Source organism: Pseudomonas sp. 67(2021), from assembly GCF_017491835.1.
GTDB classification, from domain to species: domain Bacteria; phylum Pseudomonadota; class Gammaproteobacteria; order Pseudomonadales; family Pseudomonadaceae; genus Aquipseudomonas; species Aquipseudomonas atacamensis.
Map to the genome: position 1 here is coordinate 370,184 of NZ_JAFGYL010000002.1, position 14,007 is coordinate 384,190.

At 61.0% G+C, this 14,007-nt stretch carries 11 protein-coding genes and 3 tRNA genes; all 14 read right to left on the reverse strand.

Features of this window, described 5'->3' with window-relative positions:
- Window positions 1–96 precede the first annotated feature (96 nt).
- Complete coding sequence (locus J5M66_RS05365) at window positions 97–1,068, reverse strand: XdhC family protein (RefSeq protein WP_123443188.1); 972 nt, start codon at window positions 1,066–1,068, stop codon at window positions 97–99.
- Window position 1,069: 1 nt separating this feature from the next.
- Entirely contained in the window at window positions 1,070–2,305 is a 1,236-nt protein-coding gene (locus J5M66_RS05370) for a cytochrome c (protein ID WP_123443187.1), read from the reverse strand.
- A gap of 2 nt (window positions 2,306–2,307) precedes the next feature.
- Window positions 2,308–2,847: a (2Fe-2S)-binding protein gene (locus J5M66_RS05375; protein WP_123443186.1), complete on the reverse strand. Its 540-nt coding sequence runs from the start codon at window positions 2,845–2,847 to the stop codon at window positions 2,308–2,310.
- A complete protein-coding gene (locus tag J5M66_RS05380; protein ID WP_123443185.1) occupies window positions 2,840–5,671 on the reverse strand; it encodes a xanthine dehydrogenase family protein molybdopterin-binding subunit in 2,832 nt (943 codons plus the stop codon). Before J5M66_RS05380 ends, J5M66_RS05375 begins: the two co-directional genes overlap by 8 nt.
- 477 nt (window positions 5,672–6,148) lie before the next feature.
- A tRNA-Asp gene (locus J5M66_RS05385) sits at window positions 6,149–6,225 on the reverse strand.
- A 93-nt stretch (window positions 6,226–6,318) separates the two neighbouring features.
- Window positions 6,319–6,395: transfer RNA gene (locus tag J5M66_RS05390), tRNA-Asp, on the reverse strand.
- Window positions 6,396–6,450: 55 nt separating this feature from the next.
- A tRNA-Val gene (locus J5M66_RS05395) sits at window positions 6,451–6,526 on the reverse strand.
- Window positions 6,527–6,806: 280 nt separating this feature from the next.
- Window positions 6,807–7,583, reverse strand: coding sequence for an SDR family oxidoreductase (locus tag J5M66_RS05400; RefSeq protein ID WP_071171659.1), 777 nt, complete (start codon window positions 7,581–7,583; stop codon window positions 6,807–6,809).
- Window positions 7,580–8,791: an O-succinylhomoserine sulfhydrylase gene (locus J5M66_RS05405; protein WP_016773944.1), complete on the reverse strand. Its 1,212-nt coding sequence runs from the start codon at window positions 8,789–8,791 to the stop codon at window positions 7,580–7,582. Before J5M66_RS05405 ends, J5M66_RS05400 begins: the two co-directional genes overlap by 4 nt.
- 71 nt (window positions 8,792–8,862) lie before the next feature.
- Complete coding sequence (gene purF / locus J5M66_RS05410) at window positions 8,863–10,368, reverse strand: amidophosphoribosyltransferase (RefSeq protein WP_016773943.1); 1,506 nt, start codon at window positions 10,366–10,368, stop codon at window positions 8,863–8,865.
- A gap of 41 nt (window positions 10,369–10,409) precedes the next feature.
- Window positions 10,410–10,970 (reverse strand): CvpA family protein, encoded by a 561-nt coding sequence (locus J5M66_RS05415; protein WP_016773942.1) that lies wholly within the window; start codon window positions 10,968–10,970, stop codon window positions 10,410–10,412.
- 98 nt (window positions 10,971–11,068) lie between these two features.
- Window positions 11,069–11,731 (reverse strand): SPOR domain-containing protein, encoded by a 663-nt coding sequence (locus J5M66_RS05420; protein ID WP_125918414.1) that lies wholly within the window; start codon window positions 11,729–11,731, stop codon window positions 11,069–11,071.
- Window positions 11,715–13,022 carry a bifunctional tetrahydrofolate synthase/dihydrofolate synthase gene (folC, locus tag J5M66_RS05425; protein WP_206420689.1) on the reverse strand — a complete coding sequence of 436 codons (1,308 nt, stop codon included), beginning with the start codon at window positions 13,020–13,022 and terminating at the stop codon, window positions 11,715–11,717. The genes J5M66_RS05420 and folC overlap by 17 nt, the downstream gene beginning before the upstream one ends.
- Window positions 13,019–13,939, reverse strand: coding sequence for an acetyl-CoA carboxylase, carboxyltransferase subunit beta (gene accD, locus J5M66_RS05430; protein ID WP_016773939.1), 921 nt, complete (start codon window positions 13,937–13,939; stop codon window positions 13,019–13,021). The genes folC and accD overlap by 4 nt, the downstream gene beginning before the upstream one ends.
- Between the last annotated feature and the right edge of the window lie 68 nt (window positions 13,940–14,007).

The window sequence follows — 14,007 nt, forward strand, 5'->3', positions numbered from 1 at the left end:
GGGGTGCGCAGCGCCCCCTCTTGAGCAGGAGGGAACTGCTGCGCAGTCCAACGGGGATAAATCCCCTCGCCACAGTAGATTCAGCAAGGCTTAGGATCAGAGCTGATCCCGAGCGATCCCGCTACGAATCCGCAGGATATCCGCCAGCACCGCCAGCGCAATTTCCGCCGGTGTCTTGCTGCCGAGGTTGAGGCCGATCGGCGCATGAACCCGCGCCAGCTCTGCCTCACTCAAGCCACCAATGCGGCGTAAGCGCTCGAAGCGTTTCTGCGACGTCTGCTGCGATCCCATCACACCGATGTAAAACGCTTCGGTGCGCACCGCTTCCATCATCGCCAGATCGTCGATGCGCGGATCATGGGTCAACGCCACTACCGCCGTATCGCGATGACAACCACCGTCGGCAATGAACACCGAAGGCAACTGTCGACGGATTTCCACGCTATTGAGCACCACGCCTTCAAGCACTTCATCACGCGGATCGCAGAGAATCACTTCGAAGCCAAGCCCTACCGCGAACTCGGCACAGGCCTGCGCCACACTGGAGTACCCGGCGAGCAACAAGCGCTGTGCTGCACCGACACGAATGCGCACCCGATCGATCTCACGCTCGATCCGCGCGCCCTGCTCGCGATCAGCAAACAGAGTGCGCGCACCGCTGGCCAGATCAACTTCGCGAAGCAGACGACGCTGACCCAGCAGCGCCGATTCCAGTTCACGCAGGTGCGCCTGCACCGCGCAGTCGGCGTCAAGTTTCTCAACCAGCACATCAAGAATGCCGCCGCAAGGCAGACTGACCCGCGAGCGCGGATCATCGCCTTCGCCGTAACGCACGACGCTTACCGCTTCGAGAAACGCACCTTCGGCGACGCGCTCAAGGAAATCCTCCTCGACGCAACCGCCCGATAGCGAACCGATCCACTGCCCGCCTTCGTTCACCGCGAGCAGCGAACCCGGCGCGCGCGGTGCCGAGCCGTAAGTGGTCAGCACCGTGCACAGCCAGATTCGCTGCCCGGCCACCGACCATTCCAGCGCCCGACGCACCACTTGCAGATCGAGATGCTGCATATCAGTGCGCCTTGTGCTCGACGCTCGGTGCGTCGGCTTGCAGCTTCTGCACTTCGCTCACCGCCAGTTCAGCGCCCTGCCCGCCCCAACCCTGACGCAGGTAGTTGAGCAGATCAGTCAATTGCTCAGGACTGAGCTTTTCAGCAAAACCCGGCATCGGCTGCATGTGCTCGAACCCGGAGAACTTCTGTTCGCCGATGCCGTCCTCGATCACTCGCAACAAGTTGCGCGGATCTTCCAGGCGCAACGTCGTGTTGCCACGCATGGCCACTGCAATGTGCGGTTTGCCTTCACCGCCAACCGCGTGACAACCGGCGCAGACGTTCAGATATTCCTGACGGCCGCGCTGGGCACTCGCGCTGAGCTTGTCCAGCGGTACTTCGACGAGCTCTTTGGCTGGTGGCGGTTGCTCGCCAAGGAGGAACGTCGCCATTGCCGCCAGGTCAGCATCGCTCAGACCTTGAGTGCTGTTGTGAAACACCGGGAACATTTCGTTGAACATCGTTCCTTGCGCGCTCATGCCGTGCTTGAGAAACGTGCCCAGATCCTGCTGATTCCAGCCGCGCGCGGCCAGGTCGGTGGCCAGCAGGCTCGGTGCCAGATAACCATTGAGAATGCCGCCGGTCATGCGCTTGTCCATTTGCATCGCGCCGGGCAGGCCGCGTGGCGTATGGCATTCGCCGCAGTGACCGAGAACGTCGACCATGTACTGGCCGCGCTTCCATGCCTCACTTTTGCCTTCGGCCGGCTCCAGCTTGACGTCTTTGCCGTAGAGCATGTTCCAGCCGGTCAGGCCCAGACGCACATTGAACGGAAAGCTCAGGCTGGTCACCGGTGCGGCGCGCTCGATCGGCTCGATGGTTTTCAGGTACGCGTGAATCGCATCGGAATCGGCGCGCGGCATCAGGTGATACGAGGTATACGGCATCGCTGGATACAGATTCGCACCGTCGCGACGCTTGCCTTCGGTCAACGCAGCGAAGAACTCGTCATCATTGTACAGGCCGATGCCGTGCTCTTTGCTCGGGGTGATGTTGGTGCCGTAGATCGTGCCGAATGGCGAGACAATCGGCAGGCCACCGGCATAGGGCGCGCCACCCGGTGCAGTGTGGCAGGCCATGCAGTCAGCGGCGCGGGCGAGGTATTCGCCGCGCTTGACCTGATCCTCGGCGTGGGCCGCCAAAAGCGGCGCAGCCAGTCCGACCGCGAAAGCCAGGCGGGTCAGTAAACGCTTCATGCTCAACCCTCCTTGACCAGACCGAGATCGGTCAGCACGTTGCGCGTGGCGTTGTAATAACGCACGTACCCGGTGCAGCGGCAGACGTGATGGCCGAGGCTGTCCTCGATCACCTGTTCCAGCTTGCTGTGTACGGTTGGCTGACGCTGCAGCTTCTCCACCAGCACGGTGGCAGCGTTGACGAAGCCTGGCGCGCAGTAGCTGCACTGGAAGGCAAACTCGTCGACGAAGCGCTGCTGGATCGGATTGAGCTCGGTGACCTGGCCCTGCTCGTCGCGAGTGGCGTGGCCTTCGATGGTGCGGACTTTCTTGCCCTCGAAGTAGTGCGCGCCGGTGATGCAGGTGCGCACTTCTTCGCTGGTACCGTCGGGGTTATCGACGATCACCACACAGGCGTGGCAGATCCCCTGACCGCAGCCCAGCCGCGAGCCGGTGAGGTTTTTGTATTCGTGCAGATAGTCGATCATCGGCAGATCATCAGGGATGTCCACCGGGCCGACGGATTGACCATTGAGGGTCAGTTGAAGCGGACGGTTAGCCATTGAGGGCCTCCTTGATGCGCGCAGCAGTGATGGGCAGGTCGCGAACACGTTTACCGATGGCATGCGCCACGGCGTTACCGATGGCACCGACAATCGGGATCATCACCACTTCGGCGATGCCCTTGGACGGATCGCTCGGCGACAGCGGCGGCAGGATCTCCGCAGTCTGCTTCCACACCGCTACGTGACGGGCCATCGGCAGACGGTAACGGTTGAAGTTCCAGTCACCCTCCCCCGGCCCGCCTTCGTACAGCGGCATCTCTTCCATCAGCGCATGACCAATACCCATGGCGATGCCGCCTTCAAGCTGGCCCTTGACCAACTCTTCAACCAGCACCCGACCGCACTCGATCCACGAATGGTGGTTGAGCACTTGGACTTCCGCCGAGCCTTTATTGACCTTCAACTCGACTAGCGTCGCGACCGGGCTGTAATAGGTCACGGCAGCGTTGTTCAACTGCACTACCGGGTAGTTGACGTTCTGCCGATCAAGCAAGTGGAAGCCGGCGCTGTTCATCTGCGCTTTCTTCGCTTGCGGCGCGCCATCGCCGTATTTCACCGCCAGACCGTCGAGCGGCAGGCGCTCGCGCACGCCGTCGATGCTGTACTCGGCCTCGGCCCAGCTCCAGCGGTTGAAACCGTGCACCGTGGCGCCTGTCACCAGACCGCGTTCATGGGCGCGCTTGGCCAGCTCTTCGAAGCTCAGCGGTTGCATGCCGTTGGCGGTCAGCTTGCCGTCGACCCAATGCGCATCTTCGCGGCGCACTACGTAAGGGTTGGCCTGGCCGCCGTACGGACCCTGGCGCCAGATCTCCAGCGCCGCCGGCCACAAGCCGTGGTTGAACAGCACACGCGCCGCTTCACGGGTCGCGTGGCTGAAGTAATAGGCGGAGTTGGTCGCCGAAGACGCCGACGCCAGCTTGCCGACCCAGCGCGGGTTGCGCAGCAGATTGTCCTGCTCGGCCTGACTCATGATGTAAGGGTTACCGCTGCTGATCAGCTGCATTTCCTGCCATTCGGTTTCGCCGGTCTTCACCTCGTGCGCCGGGCTGCCGAGGAAATCGGCAACGACCAAGGCTTGCGAGGTGGACATCCCGGTACCGATTTCGATACCGATGTGGCGCAGGGTAATGCGCCCGTCTGCGGTGAATTCGATGCTGGCCATAGGCGCTTCGGAGCCGGTGCCGAAGTCTTTCTGGCAGATGGCGAAACCGACGCCGTACCAGTTATCCGGGTCTGCCGCTTCACGTTGCTGCTTGATCGTGTCGCGATTTTTCCAGACTTCGTGCACCGAGGCCTTGTCGAGAATTTCGTGCAGGCGCAGTGCACCGGCCGGGATTGCGCCCTGGGTGTTTTTCATGCCGGAGCGCAGGGCATTCCTGCGGCGCAAATCGATGGCGTCGACACCCAGGCGATTGGCGATCTCGTCGACCATCATTTCGGTCGCCGCCATGCTTTGCAGAGTGCCGTAACCGCGCATCGAACCCGCTTCGACTGCGCGCGAGTGGTACGCGGTGACCTGCAGGTCGTTCTGCGGCATGTAGTAGATCGACTGCGCTGCGGTGGCGCCAACCGCCGCCACCGATGGGCTGTAGTTGACCCGACCGCCGCCGTCGACGCTCATTTCCGCGCGAAAAATCTTGAAGGTGTAGTCATTCTTGTCCACGGCCAACTGGTAGCGGATGTCGAACGGGTGACGCTTGATGCCGCTCTGGAACTGCTCGTAGCGGTCGTTGGCCAGACGCACCGGCACACCGGCGCCGTACAGCGCAGCCAGGGCTGCGTAGTAGACAAAAATGTTGTGGTCTTTGGAGCCATAGCCGACGGTATAGCCCGGGTGCATGTTCAGATTGGACAAGCCGAAACGCGACGGCCCGATCATCTTCGCGGTCTCGGTCGCGACTTCCAGCGGGCACTGCGTCGCCACGACGAAATGCAGGGTTTTGGTTTTCGGGTCGTACCAGCCGTTGCCGTTGTCCGGCTCGAGGGCGGCCGGTTCGATCGACGGCGTCTTGTAGCGCTCATCGAACACCAGCCAGTTGTCTGGCGGCGTGTCGATTTCCTGCTTCATGCGGTCGGCGTAGAACAGGCCGCGCTCGGTGAGGTTGCCATGCAGGTTCGGCGATGCATTCCAGACTGGACGGCGGTTCTTCAGCATCGGGAACAGGATCGAATCCTTGAGGCTGGCGAACTCGTCTTCGTCCGCCGAGGTCGCGCCGCCGACGCGCACGTAGCGGAAGCTGCCGTAGGGATCGCCTTCGTAGAACGGCACCTTGGCGCCGTAACGAATCGCTTTGTCATTGAATTTGAGTTGATTCTTGGCCTGACGGAAACGCTCGAAGTCGTTCCAGATCAGAATCGCTACCGGGTGACCGATGAACATCGGCACTTTGCCTTCCGGCAGCAATGGATCAGGCGCGTGCTCTTCGGGGAAGACGATACCGTCCTTGTCCAGATCGGCAGCGGTAACGATGCGGTCCGGCTGCAGATCGGCGCCGAGCCACGACAGGTCGTAACCTGCGTAGATACGGTCGGCCTTGATGGTTTTCAGCAGCATCGCGTGGCCTTGTTGCTCAGGCCAGCCAGGCATGTCTTTGGCGCGGATGTCGCGGGCAAACACCTTGCTGCCGCAGACCTTGGACAAGGCATCGTTGCGTTGACGGGCCTTGCCGTTATTGCCGAGCCATTTCTCGGACGGCACGGTGACGCTGTTTTCCATCAAGGCAGCCAGCGCCTGACTGCTGAGCGGCGTGAGCGTAACGCTCACACCCGCCACCAGCCCGCCCTGGAGGAACGAGCGCCGGGATATTTCACGGTTGGACATGGATCATCCTCTGGGCGGTTATAGGTCCGCCCTTGTGGTTATCTACTGGGGATCTCGAGTCGTGCAGAAGCTCTTTCTGGCGAAGCAAAGAGCTGTGTTGACAGTGCAAAGCTGACCGAAAGGTTAACTTTAAAGGTTTCTGCGCCCACAGCAAACAACCAGTTACAAAAACCTGACTAAATAATCAAAAAAATCAATGCGACGTGGCACCGCAGTAGGCTTGCAGAGATTCTTGCAGGAGCTGTCGAGTGAGACGAGGCTGCGATCTTTTGATCTGGATTTTTTAAGAGCAAGATCAAAAGATCGCAGCGTGCCGCAGCTCCTACAGGACGATTTGCGCGGGAGTTCGAGAGGGGAATAACCAAATTTCAGACACAAAAAACCCCGGTCTTTCGACCAGGGTCTTTGCTATCGATCCGATCCAGCCTATGACTGGTTTCGGCGCTTCAAGGCGTTCAGTGATCCTTGAAACAGATATGGCGCAGCGGACGGGACTCGAACCCGCGACCCCCGGCGTGACAGGCCGGTATTCTAACCGACTGAACTACCGCTGCGTATCGCTTTGAGCTTGCGCTCAAGTAACTCGTTTTGATTACCGGCTTCGGTGCCTGGTAATCGCGAACCAGATGAATCTGACTCGTAAAATATGGCGCAGCGGACGGGACTCGAACCCGCGACCCCCGGCGTGACAGGCCGGTATTCTAACCGACTGAACTACCGCTGCGCGTCGGTGCAGGCACTTTCAGCCTACTCTCTTGCTTGCGCAAGCTTCTCGGGAGTGGTGGGTGATGACGGGATCGAACCGCCGACATTCTGCTTGTAAGGCAGACGCTCTCCCAGCTGAGCTAATCACCCGTTTGCATCTCCGAGGCCGCGAAATTTACGCAGGTGGCGAAGCTAAGTCAATAGCAGGATTGGAGTTTTTTTCAAAAACGGCTTCAAGCTTCAAGCTTCAAGCTTCAAGCTTCAAGCTTCAAGCTTCAAGCTTCAAGCTTCAAGCTTCAAGCTTCAAGCTTCAAGCTTCAAGCTTCAAGAAAAGGATGATCACCTAAAGCAGGCAGACCAGCGTCTTGCTTTAACTTGCAGCTTGCAGCTTGCAGCTTGCAGCTTGAAGCTTGAAGCTTGAAGCTGCCTTTCACTGCTCGTAGATCATTTTCTTGGTCATGCCGCCATCGACGACAAATTCCTGCCCGGTGACAAATCCCGCATTCCTCGACAGCAACCACGCCACCATCGCCGCCACGTCCTCGACAGTCCCTACCCTGCCCGCCGGATGCTGAGCATGATCGGCATCGGCCAAAGGTTCGGCGCGACGCACCGAGGGATCACGGGCATCAATCCAGCCAGGACTGACTGCGTTCACGCGGATTTCCGGTCCAAGGCTGATTGCCAGCGCATGGGTCAGCGCCAACAGCCCGCCCTTGCTCGCCGCATACGCCTCGGAGTCCGCCTCCGACTGTCGCGCGCGGGTCGAGGCCAGATTGACGATCGAACCGTTGTGCGCACGCAGATACGGCGCACAGTGCTTGGCCAGTAACATCGGCCCGCTCAGATTCACCGCCAGCACCCGATTCCAATACGCCAGATCGAGGCTTTCCAGGGTGATGTTGTGCGGATCGGCGACCGCCGCGTTGCAGACCAACGCATCAAGGCGACCAAACTGCCCCAATACCTCGGCCACGCCCAGCGCGACCTGATTTTCGTCGGCGACGTCCATGGCGATGAACCAGGCGTTCTCGCCGAGCACCTTCGCCACTTTCGAACCACGCACCCGATCAAGATCGGTCAGCACCACCTGCCAGCCTTCGCTGATCAGCCAAGCGGCGATTCCGAGGCCGATACCGCGTGCAGCGCCAGTGACCAGCGCCACGCGGCCATGGGTGTTGGCCGCGGGTGTGGACAACTCGATCACAATGCCGCCAGACCGCGCGCCAGGTCAGCTTGCAGGTCAGCCACATCTTCCAGACCGACCGCAACGCGGATCAGACTGTCACGAATGCCTGCCGCTTCACGCTCCTGTGGCGCCAAACGGCCGTGGGAGGTGGTGCTTGGATGGGTGATCGTGGTTTTGCTGTCGCCGAGGTTGGCGGTGATCGAAATCAACCGCGTGGCATCGATAAAGCGCCAGGCGCCTTCTTTGCCGCCCTTGACCTCGAAGCTGACCACCGCACCGAAGCCCTTCTGCTGGCGCTGGGCCAACTCGTGCTGCGGATGGCTCTTCAGACCGGCGTAATGGACCTTCTCGATGCCGTCCTGCTGCTCCAGCCATTCGGCCAGCGCCTGAGCGTTGGCGCAATGCGCTTTCATGCGCAGGTTGAGGGTCTCGAGGCCTTTGAGGAAGATCCACGCGTTGAACGGGCTGAGGGTCGGCCCGGCGGTCCGCAGGAAACCCACCACTTCTTTCATCTGTTCACCGCGACCGGCGACAACGCCGCCCATGCAGCGACCCTGACCGTCGATGAACTTGGTCGCCGAGTGCACGACAATGTCCGCGCCGAGCTTCAGCGGCTGCTGCAACGCCGGGGTGCAGAAGCAATTGTCGACCACCAGCTGCGCGCCCTTGGCATGCGCGATTTCTGCCAGTGCGGCGATATCCACCAGTTCGGCCAAAGGATTGGACGGCGACTCGACAAAGAGCAGTTTGGTGTTGGACTTGATCGCCGCGTCCCAGGCTGACAGATCGGCCAGCGGGACGTAATCGACTTCGACGCCGAAGCGTTTGAAGTACTTCTCGAAGAGGCTGATGGTCGAGCCGAACACGCTGCGCGACACCAGCACATGATCGCCAGCACTGCACAGGCTCATCACCACCGCCATGATCGCGGCCATGCCGGTTGCCGTGGCGACGGCTTGCTCGGCGCCCTCCAGCGCGGCAATGCGTTCTTCGAACGCGCGCACGGTCGGGTTGGTGTAGCGCGAATAGACGTTGCCCGGCACTTCGCCGGCAAAGCGCGCCGCTGCATCGGCAGCGGTGCGGAACACGTAACTGGAGGTGAAGAACATCGGGTCACCGTGTTCGCCTTCCGGCGTGCGGTGCTGACCGGCACGGACGGCCAGGGTATCGAACGCTACGCCTTCGAGGTCGCTGTCCAGCCGACCGGCATCCCATTCCTGACTCATGCTGTCTCTCCTTGCTGTTCTCGAACAATGAATATCAGATACAAAACCGGCCCCTCAGGGCCGGTGGAAACTCAGTTGTTGTACAGATCGATGATCGCACTGACTGCCTGGGTCTTGACCTTCGAGGCATCGTTGCGCGCCTGTTCGATCTTGTTCAGGTAAGCCTCGTCGACGTCACCGGTCACGTACTTGCCGTCGAACACCGCGCAATCGAAGTGCTCGATCTTGATCTTGCCGCCACCGACCGCTTCGATCAAGTCAGGCAAGTCCTGATAGATCAGCCAGTCAGCGCCGATCAGATCGGCCACGTCCTGAGTCGAACGGTTGTGCGCGATCAGTTCGTGAGCGCTCGGCATGTCGATACCGTAGACGTTCGGGAAGCGCACCGCAGGTGCCGCCGAGCAGAAGTAGACGTTTTTCGCGCCGGCTTCGCGGGCCATCTGGATGATCTGCTTGCAAGTGGTGCCGCGCACGATCGAGTCATCGACCAGCATGACGTTCTTGCCGCGGAATTCCAGCTCGATGGCATTGAGCTTCTGGCGTACCGACTTCTTGCGTGCGGCCTGGCCCGGCATGATGAAGGTGCGACCGATGTAACGGTTCTTGACGAAGCCTTCGCGGAATTTCACGCCAAGGTGATTGGCCAGCTCCAGCGCGGCAGTACGGCTGGTGTCCGGAATCGGGATGACCACGTCGATGTCGTGCTCAGGGCGCTCGCGCAGGATCTTCTCGGCGAGCTTCTCGCCCATGCGCAGACGCGCTTTGTACACCGACACGCCGTCGATGATCGAATCCGGACGCGCCAGGTAGACGTGTTCGAAGATGCACGGGGTCAGCGACGGGTTGGTTGCGCACTGACGGGTGTGCAGCTTGCCATCTTCGGTGATGTACACCGCTTCGCCTGGCGCGAGATCGCGGATCAGGGTGAAACCGAGCACGTCCAGGGAAACGCTTTCCGAGGCAATCATGTACTCGACGCCTTCGTCAGTGTGACGCTGGCCGAACACGATCGGGCGAATGCCGTGCGGGTCGCGGAAACCAACGATGCCGTAACCGGTGACCATCGCCACAACGGCGTAACCACCAACACAACGGTTGTGCACGTCGGTCACAGCGGCGAACACGTCCTCTTCGGTCGGCTGCAGCTTGCCGCGCTGGGCCAGCTCGTGGGCGAACACGTTGAGCAGCACTTCCGAGTCGGAACTGGTGTTGACGTGACGCAGATCGGATTCGTAGATCTCTTTGGCCAACTGTTCAACGTTGGTCAGGTTGCCGTTGTGCGCCAGGGTGATGCCGTACGGCGAGTTGACGTAGAACGGCTGGGCTTCGGCCGACGTCGAGCTGCCGGCAGTCGGGTAACGGACGTGGCCGATACCCATGTGGCCGACCAGACGCTGCATGTGACGCTGCTGGAACACGTCACGCACCAGGCCATTATCCTTGCGCAGGAACAACCGGCCATCATGGCTGGTCACGATACCGGCAGCGTCCTGGCCGCGGTGCTGGAGCACGGTTAGCGCGTCATACAGCGCCTGATTGACGTTCGACTTACCGACGATACCGACGATGCCACACATGCGACGCAACCCCTACTTAATGGATCTGAACTGAACAGCACTCACTGAGGCGTTTTCGCCGTCGGCAAGAGCTGCTCCTTGAACGGAATCTCAGCGGGTACGCTGATTCCGCTGGCAAGCCACTGACTGCTCCACCCGAGTATCAGGTTTTTGGACCAGTCGGCGACCAATAGAAACTTGGGCACGAGCTGTGATTCTTTCCACCACCCGTCCTGCTGTACCGGCCCCAGGCTCAACAGCCCGACCGCCACGACCACCAGCAACACGCCACGCGCTGCGCCGAAGGCCATGCCGAGGAATCGGTCGGTCCCGGACAACCCGGTGACGCGAACCAACTCGCCGATAAGATAATTGATCATTGCGCCCACGATCAGTGTGGCGACAAACATGATGGCACAGCCCGCGATCACGCGAGCCGATGGGGTTTCGATGTATCCGGCGAGGTACTCGGACAGTGAGCCACCAAACATCCAGGCAACCGCTCCTGCGATGATCCAGGTCAGCAGCGATAACGCTTCCTTTACGAAGCCGCGGCTCAGACTGATCAATGCGGAGATGGCGATGATTGCAACGATCGCCCAGTCAACCCAGGTAAATGGCACAGTGCAGCCTACAGACGGATAAGGCGGCGCATTTTAGCAGAGCGCATGGCTGTCGGTAAGCTGCGATTGTCAGTGCTTTTCAATCGAGGTGATAGATTTCAGCCACGTTCAGGCTGAAAACGGACAACGAAGCCCTTGAGGTTCTGTTGACGGCTCAGCAGATCACGCAGACGATCGGCCTCGGCACGCTCGATCAGCGGACCGACGAACACCCGATTCTTGCCATCGGCCGAACGAATGTAGGCGTTATAACCCTGGCTGCGCAGGTTCTTCTGCAGGCTTTCGGCGCTGGCGCGGCTCGACAGACTGGCCAGTTGCACCGACCAGCTCACCGACAGACCGTTGGCATCGACGCGGCTCTGCGTGGTGTCAGGCTTGCTGGTTGCGGAGGTGATTGGCTGAGCCGGCGCCGGAATCGGCTTGGCCACCGGTGGCGGCGTTGCCGGGCGGGCAATCTGCGCCGGGATGGTCGGTGCCGGGGCGGCCGGAGCAGCAGCCGGAGCAGCAGGCACCGCTTCTTCAGCGACCTCTTCGTCCGTTGGCACCGGCTCTTGTGGCAAAGCCTGGGGCTCAGGCACGGCGACCGGGTCCATTTGCACTTGCGGCATGGCCGAAGGCTGAGGCGCAGCCGGGGCCTCGACGGTCACCTGACGCTGCTCATCCTGACGGGAAAACAGCATCGGCAGGAAGATCACCGCCAGCGCCACCAGCACCAGCGCGCCAACCATGCGCTGCTTGTACGCTTTATCCAGCAAAGCCATTTGCCGCTTCCTCCGTGGAGCGCCGGGCCAGCCATTCAAGGGCCTCGGCGACACAATAAAATGATCCGAACAACAGAATCTCGTCGTCGCTGGTTGCTATAGCGCACTGCCCTTCCAGAGCGGCCGCAACGCTGGCGTAAGACGTAACCGAAGCACCAAGGTTCTGCAGCGCTGCCTCAAGCTCAGCCACCGGACGCGCGCGCGGCGAATCCAGCGGCGCGACAGCCCAATGCGCGACACTAGCATTCAATTCGCCAACAACACCATCCAGATCCTTGTCCGCCAGCAACCCGAACACCGCCAAACGCTTGCCAACCGGCGGCCGCGCACCCAGACGTCGCGCGAGATATTCAGCGGCATGCGGATTGTGACCGACATCCAGCAACAGGTTCAGGCGCTTGCCGTTCCATTCGAACGAACGACGATCGAGGCGCCCGACCACGCGCGTCGCCTGCAATGCAGATACGATCTGTTCGGCATTCCACGGCAAACCTGTCAGCAGATAGGCTTGCAGCGCCAGCGCGGCGTTTTCCATCGGCAGATCAAGCAGTGGCAAGTCACGCAGTTCGACCGCCTCGCCCTGTGCATCGGTACCGCGCCACTGCCAATGCTGCTCGGTGGTGCCAAGATCGAAATCGCGTCCACGCAGAAAAAACGGGCAAGCCAGTTCACGCGCCTTGTCGAGCAGTGGTTGCGGCGGATTCAGGTCGCCACACAGGGCCGGTTTGCCCTGGCGGAAGATACCGGCCTTCTCGAAGGCGACGGATTCGCGGGTGTCGCCCAGATAATCGGCGTGATCGACACCAATGCTGGTGACCAGCGCGATGTCGGCATCGACCACATTGACCGTGTCCAGACGCCCGCCCAGACCCACTTCAAGCACCACAGCATCAAGCGCGGCCTGCTGGAACAGCCAGAGCGCTGCCAGAGTGCCCATTTCGAAGTAAGTCAGGGAAGTCTCGCCGCGGCCCGCCTCGACCGCAGCAAAGGCTTCGCACAGCTGGACGTCAGTGGCTTCGACGCCATTGAGTTGCACCCGCTCGTTATAACGCAGCAGGTGCGGAGAATTGTAGACGCCAACGCTAAGGCCCTGCGCACGCAGCAAAGAAGCCACGAACGCGCAGGTCGAACCCTTGCCGTTGGTGCCGGTGACCGTGATCACCCGAGGCGCCGGCTGGCCCAGCCCCATGCGGGACGCTACCTGTTGCGAACGCTCCAGGCCCATGTCGATGGCCGACGGATGCAACTGCTCGAGGTAGGCGAGCCATTCACCAAGGGTGCGCTGGGTCATACGTTGGCAGGCACCGGCGGAACCACGATCGGCTCGATCGGCGCGGCGACGAACTTCGGCGTCGGCTTGCCGGTCATTTGTGCCAGCAGGTTACCCAGACGTGGGCGCAGTTCCTGACGGTGGATGATCATGTCGATGGCGCCGTGTTCCAGCAGAAACTCGCTGCGCTGGAAGCCTTCTGGCAGTTTTTCGCGCACGGTCTGCTCGATTACCCGCGGACCGGCGAAGCCGATCAGGGCTTTCGGTTCGCCAACGATGACGTCACCGAGCATCGCCAGACTGGCGGAAACACCGCCGTAGACCGGGTCGGTCAGTACGGAGATGAACGGAATGCCTTCTTCACGCAGGCGCGCCAGCACGGCCGAGGTCTTGGCCATCTGCATCAGCGAGATCAGCGCTTCCTGCATGCGTGCGCCACCGGAAGCGGCGAAGCAGATCATCGGGCAGCGGTTTTCCAGTGCGTAGTTGGCAGCGCGAACGAAGCGCTCACCGACGATGGCGCCCATGGAACCGCCCATGAAGTTGAATTCGAATGCCGAAACCACTACCGGCATGCCCAGCAAGGTACCGCTGACCGAGATCAGCGCGTCTTTTTCGCCGGTCTGCTTCTGCGCAGCAACCAGACGATCCTTGTACTTCTTGCCGTCGCGGAATTTCAGACGGTCAACCGGCTCCAGGTCAGCACCCAGTTCGTTGCGGCCTTCCGGGTCGAGGAAGATGTCGATGCGCGCACGTGCGCCGATGCGCATGTGGTGGTTGCACTTGGGGCAAACGTCCAGGGTCTTTTCCAGCTCCGGACGGTACAACACCGCCTCGCAGGACGGGCATTTGTGCCACAGACCTTCAGGCACCGAGCTCTTCTTGACCTCCGAGCGCATGATCGAAGGGATCAGTTTGTCTACTAACCAGTTGCTCATGCTTTCTTTCTCCAGTACCGGCGGCCCGAACGCTCTGGTTCGCAGCCCCGCGTATGCCCTTGAGCTAA

What these genes read in the sequence shown, in the direction of transcription:
- J5M66_RS05365 (WP_123443188.1), bottom strand. Translation starts at nt 1,068, where the DNA reads ATGCAGCATCTCGATCTGCAAGTGGTGCGTCGGGCGCTGGAATGGTCG.
- J5M66_RS05380 (WP_123443185.1), bottom strand. Translation starts at nt 5,671, where the DNA reads ATGTCCAACCGTGAAATATCCCGGCGCTCGTTCCTCCAGGGCGGGCTG.
- J5M66_RS05405 (WP_016773944.1), bottom strand. Translation starts at nt 8,791, where the DNA reads ATGAGTCAGGAATGGGATGCCGGTCGGCTGGACAGCGACCTCGAAGGC.
- folC (WP_206420689.1), bottom strand. Translation starts at nt 13,022, where the DNA reads ATGACCCAGCGCACCCTTGGTGAATGGCTCGCCTACCTCGAGCAGTTG.
- accD (WP_016773939.1), bottom strand. Translation starts at nt 13,939, where the DNA reads ATGAGCAACTGGTTAGTAGACAAACTGATCCCTTCGATCATGCGCTCG.
- purF (WP_016773943.1), bottom strand. Translation starts at nt 10,368, where the DNA reads ATGTGTGGCATCGTCGGTATCGTCGGTAAGTCGAACGTCAATCAGGCG.
- J5M66_RS05375 (WP_123443186.1), bottom strand. Translation starts at nt 2,847, where the DNA reads ATGGCTAACCGTCCGCTTCAACTGACCCTCAATGGTCAATCCGTCGGC.
- J5M66_RS05420 (WP_125918414.1), bottom strand. Translation starts at nt 11,731, where the DNA reads ATGGCTTTGCTGGATAAAGCGTACAAGCAGCGCATGGTTGGCGCGCTG.
- J5M66_RS05370 (WP_123443187.1), bottom strand. Translation starts at nt 2,305, where the DNA reads ATGAAGCGTTTACTGACCCGCCTGGCTTTCGCGGTCGGACTGGCTGCG.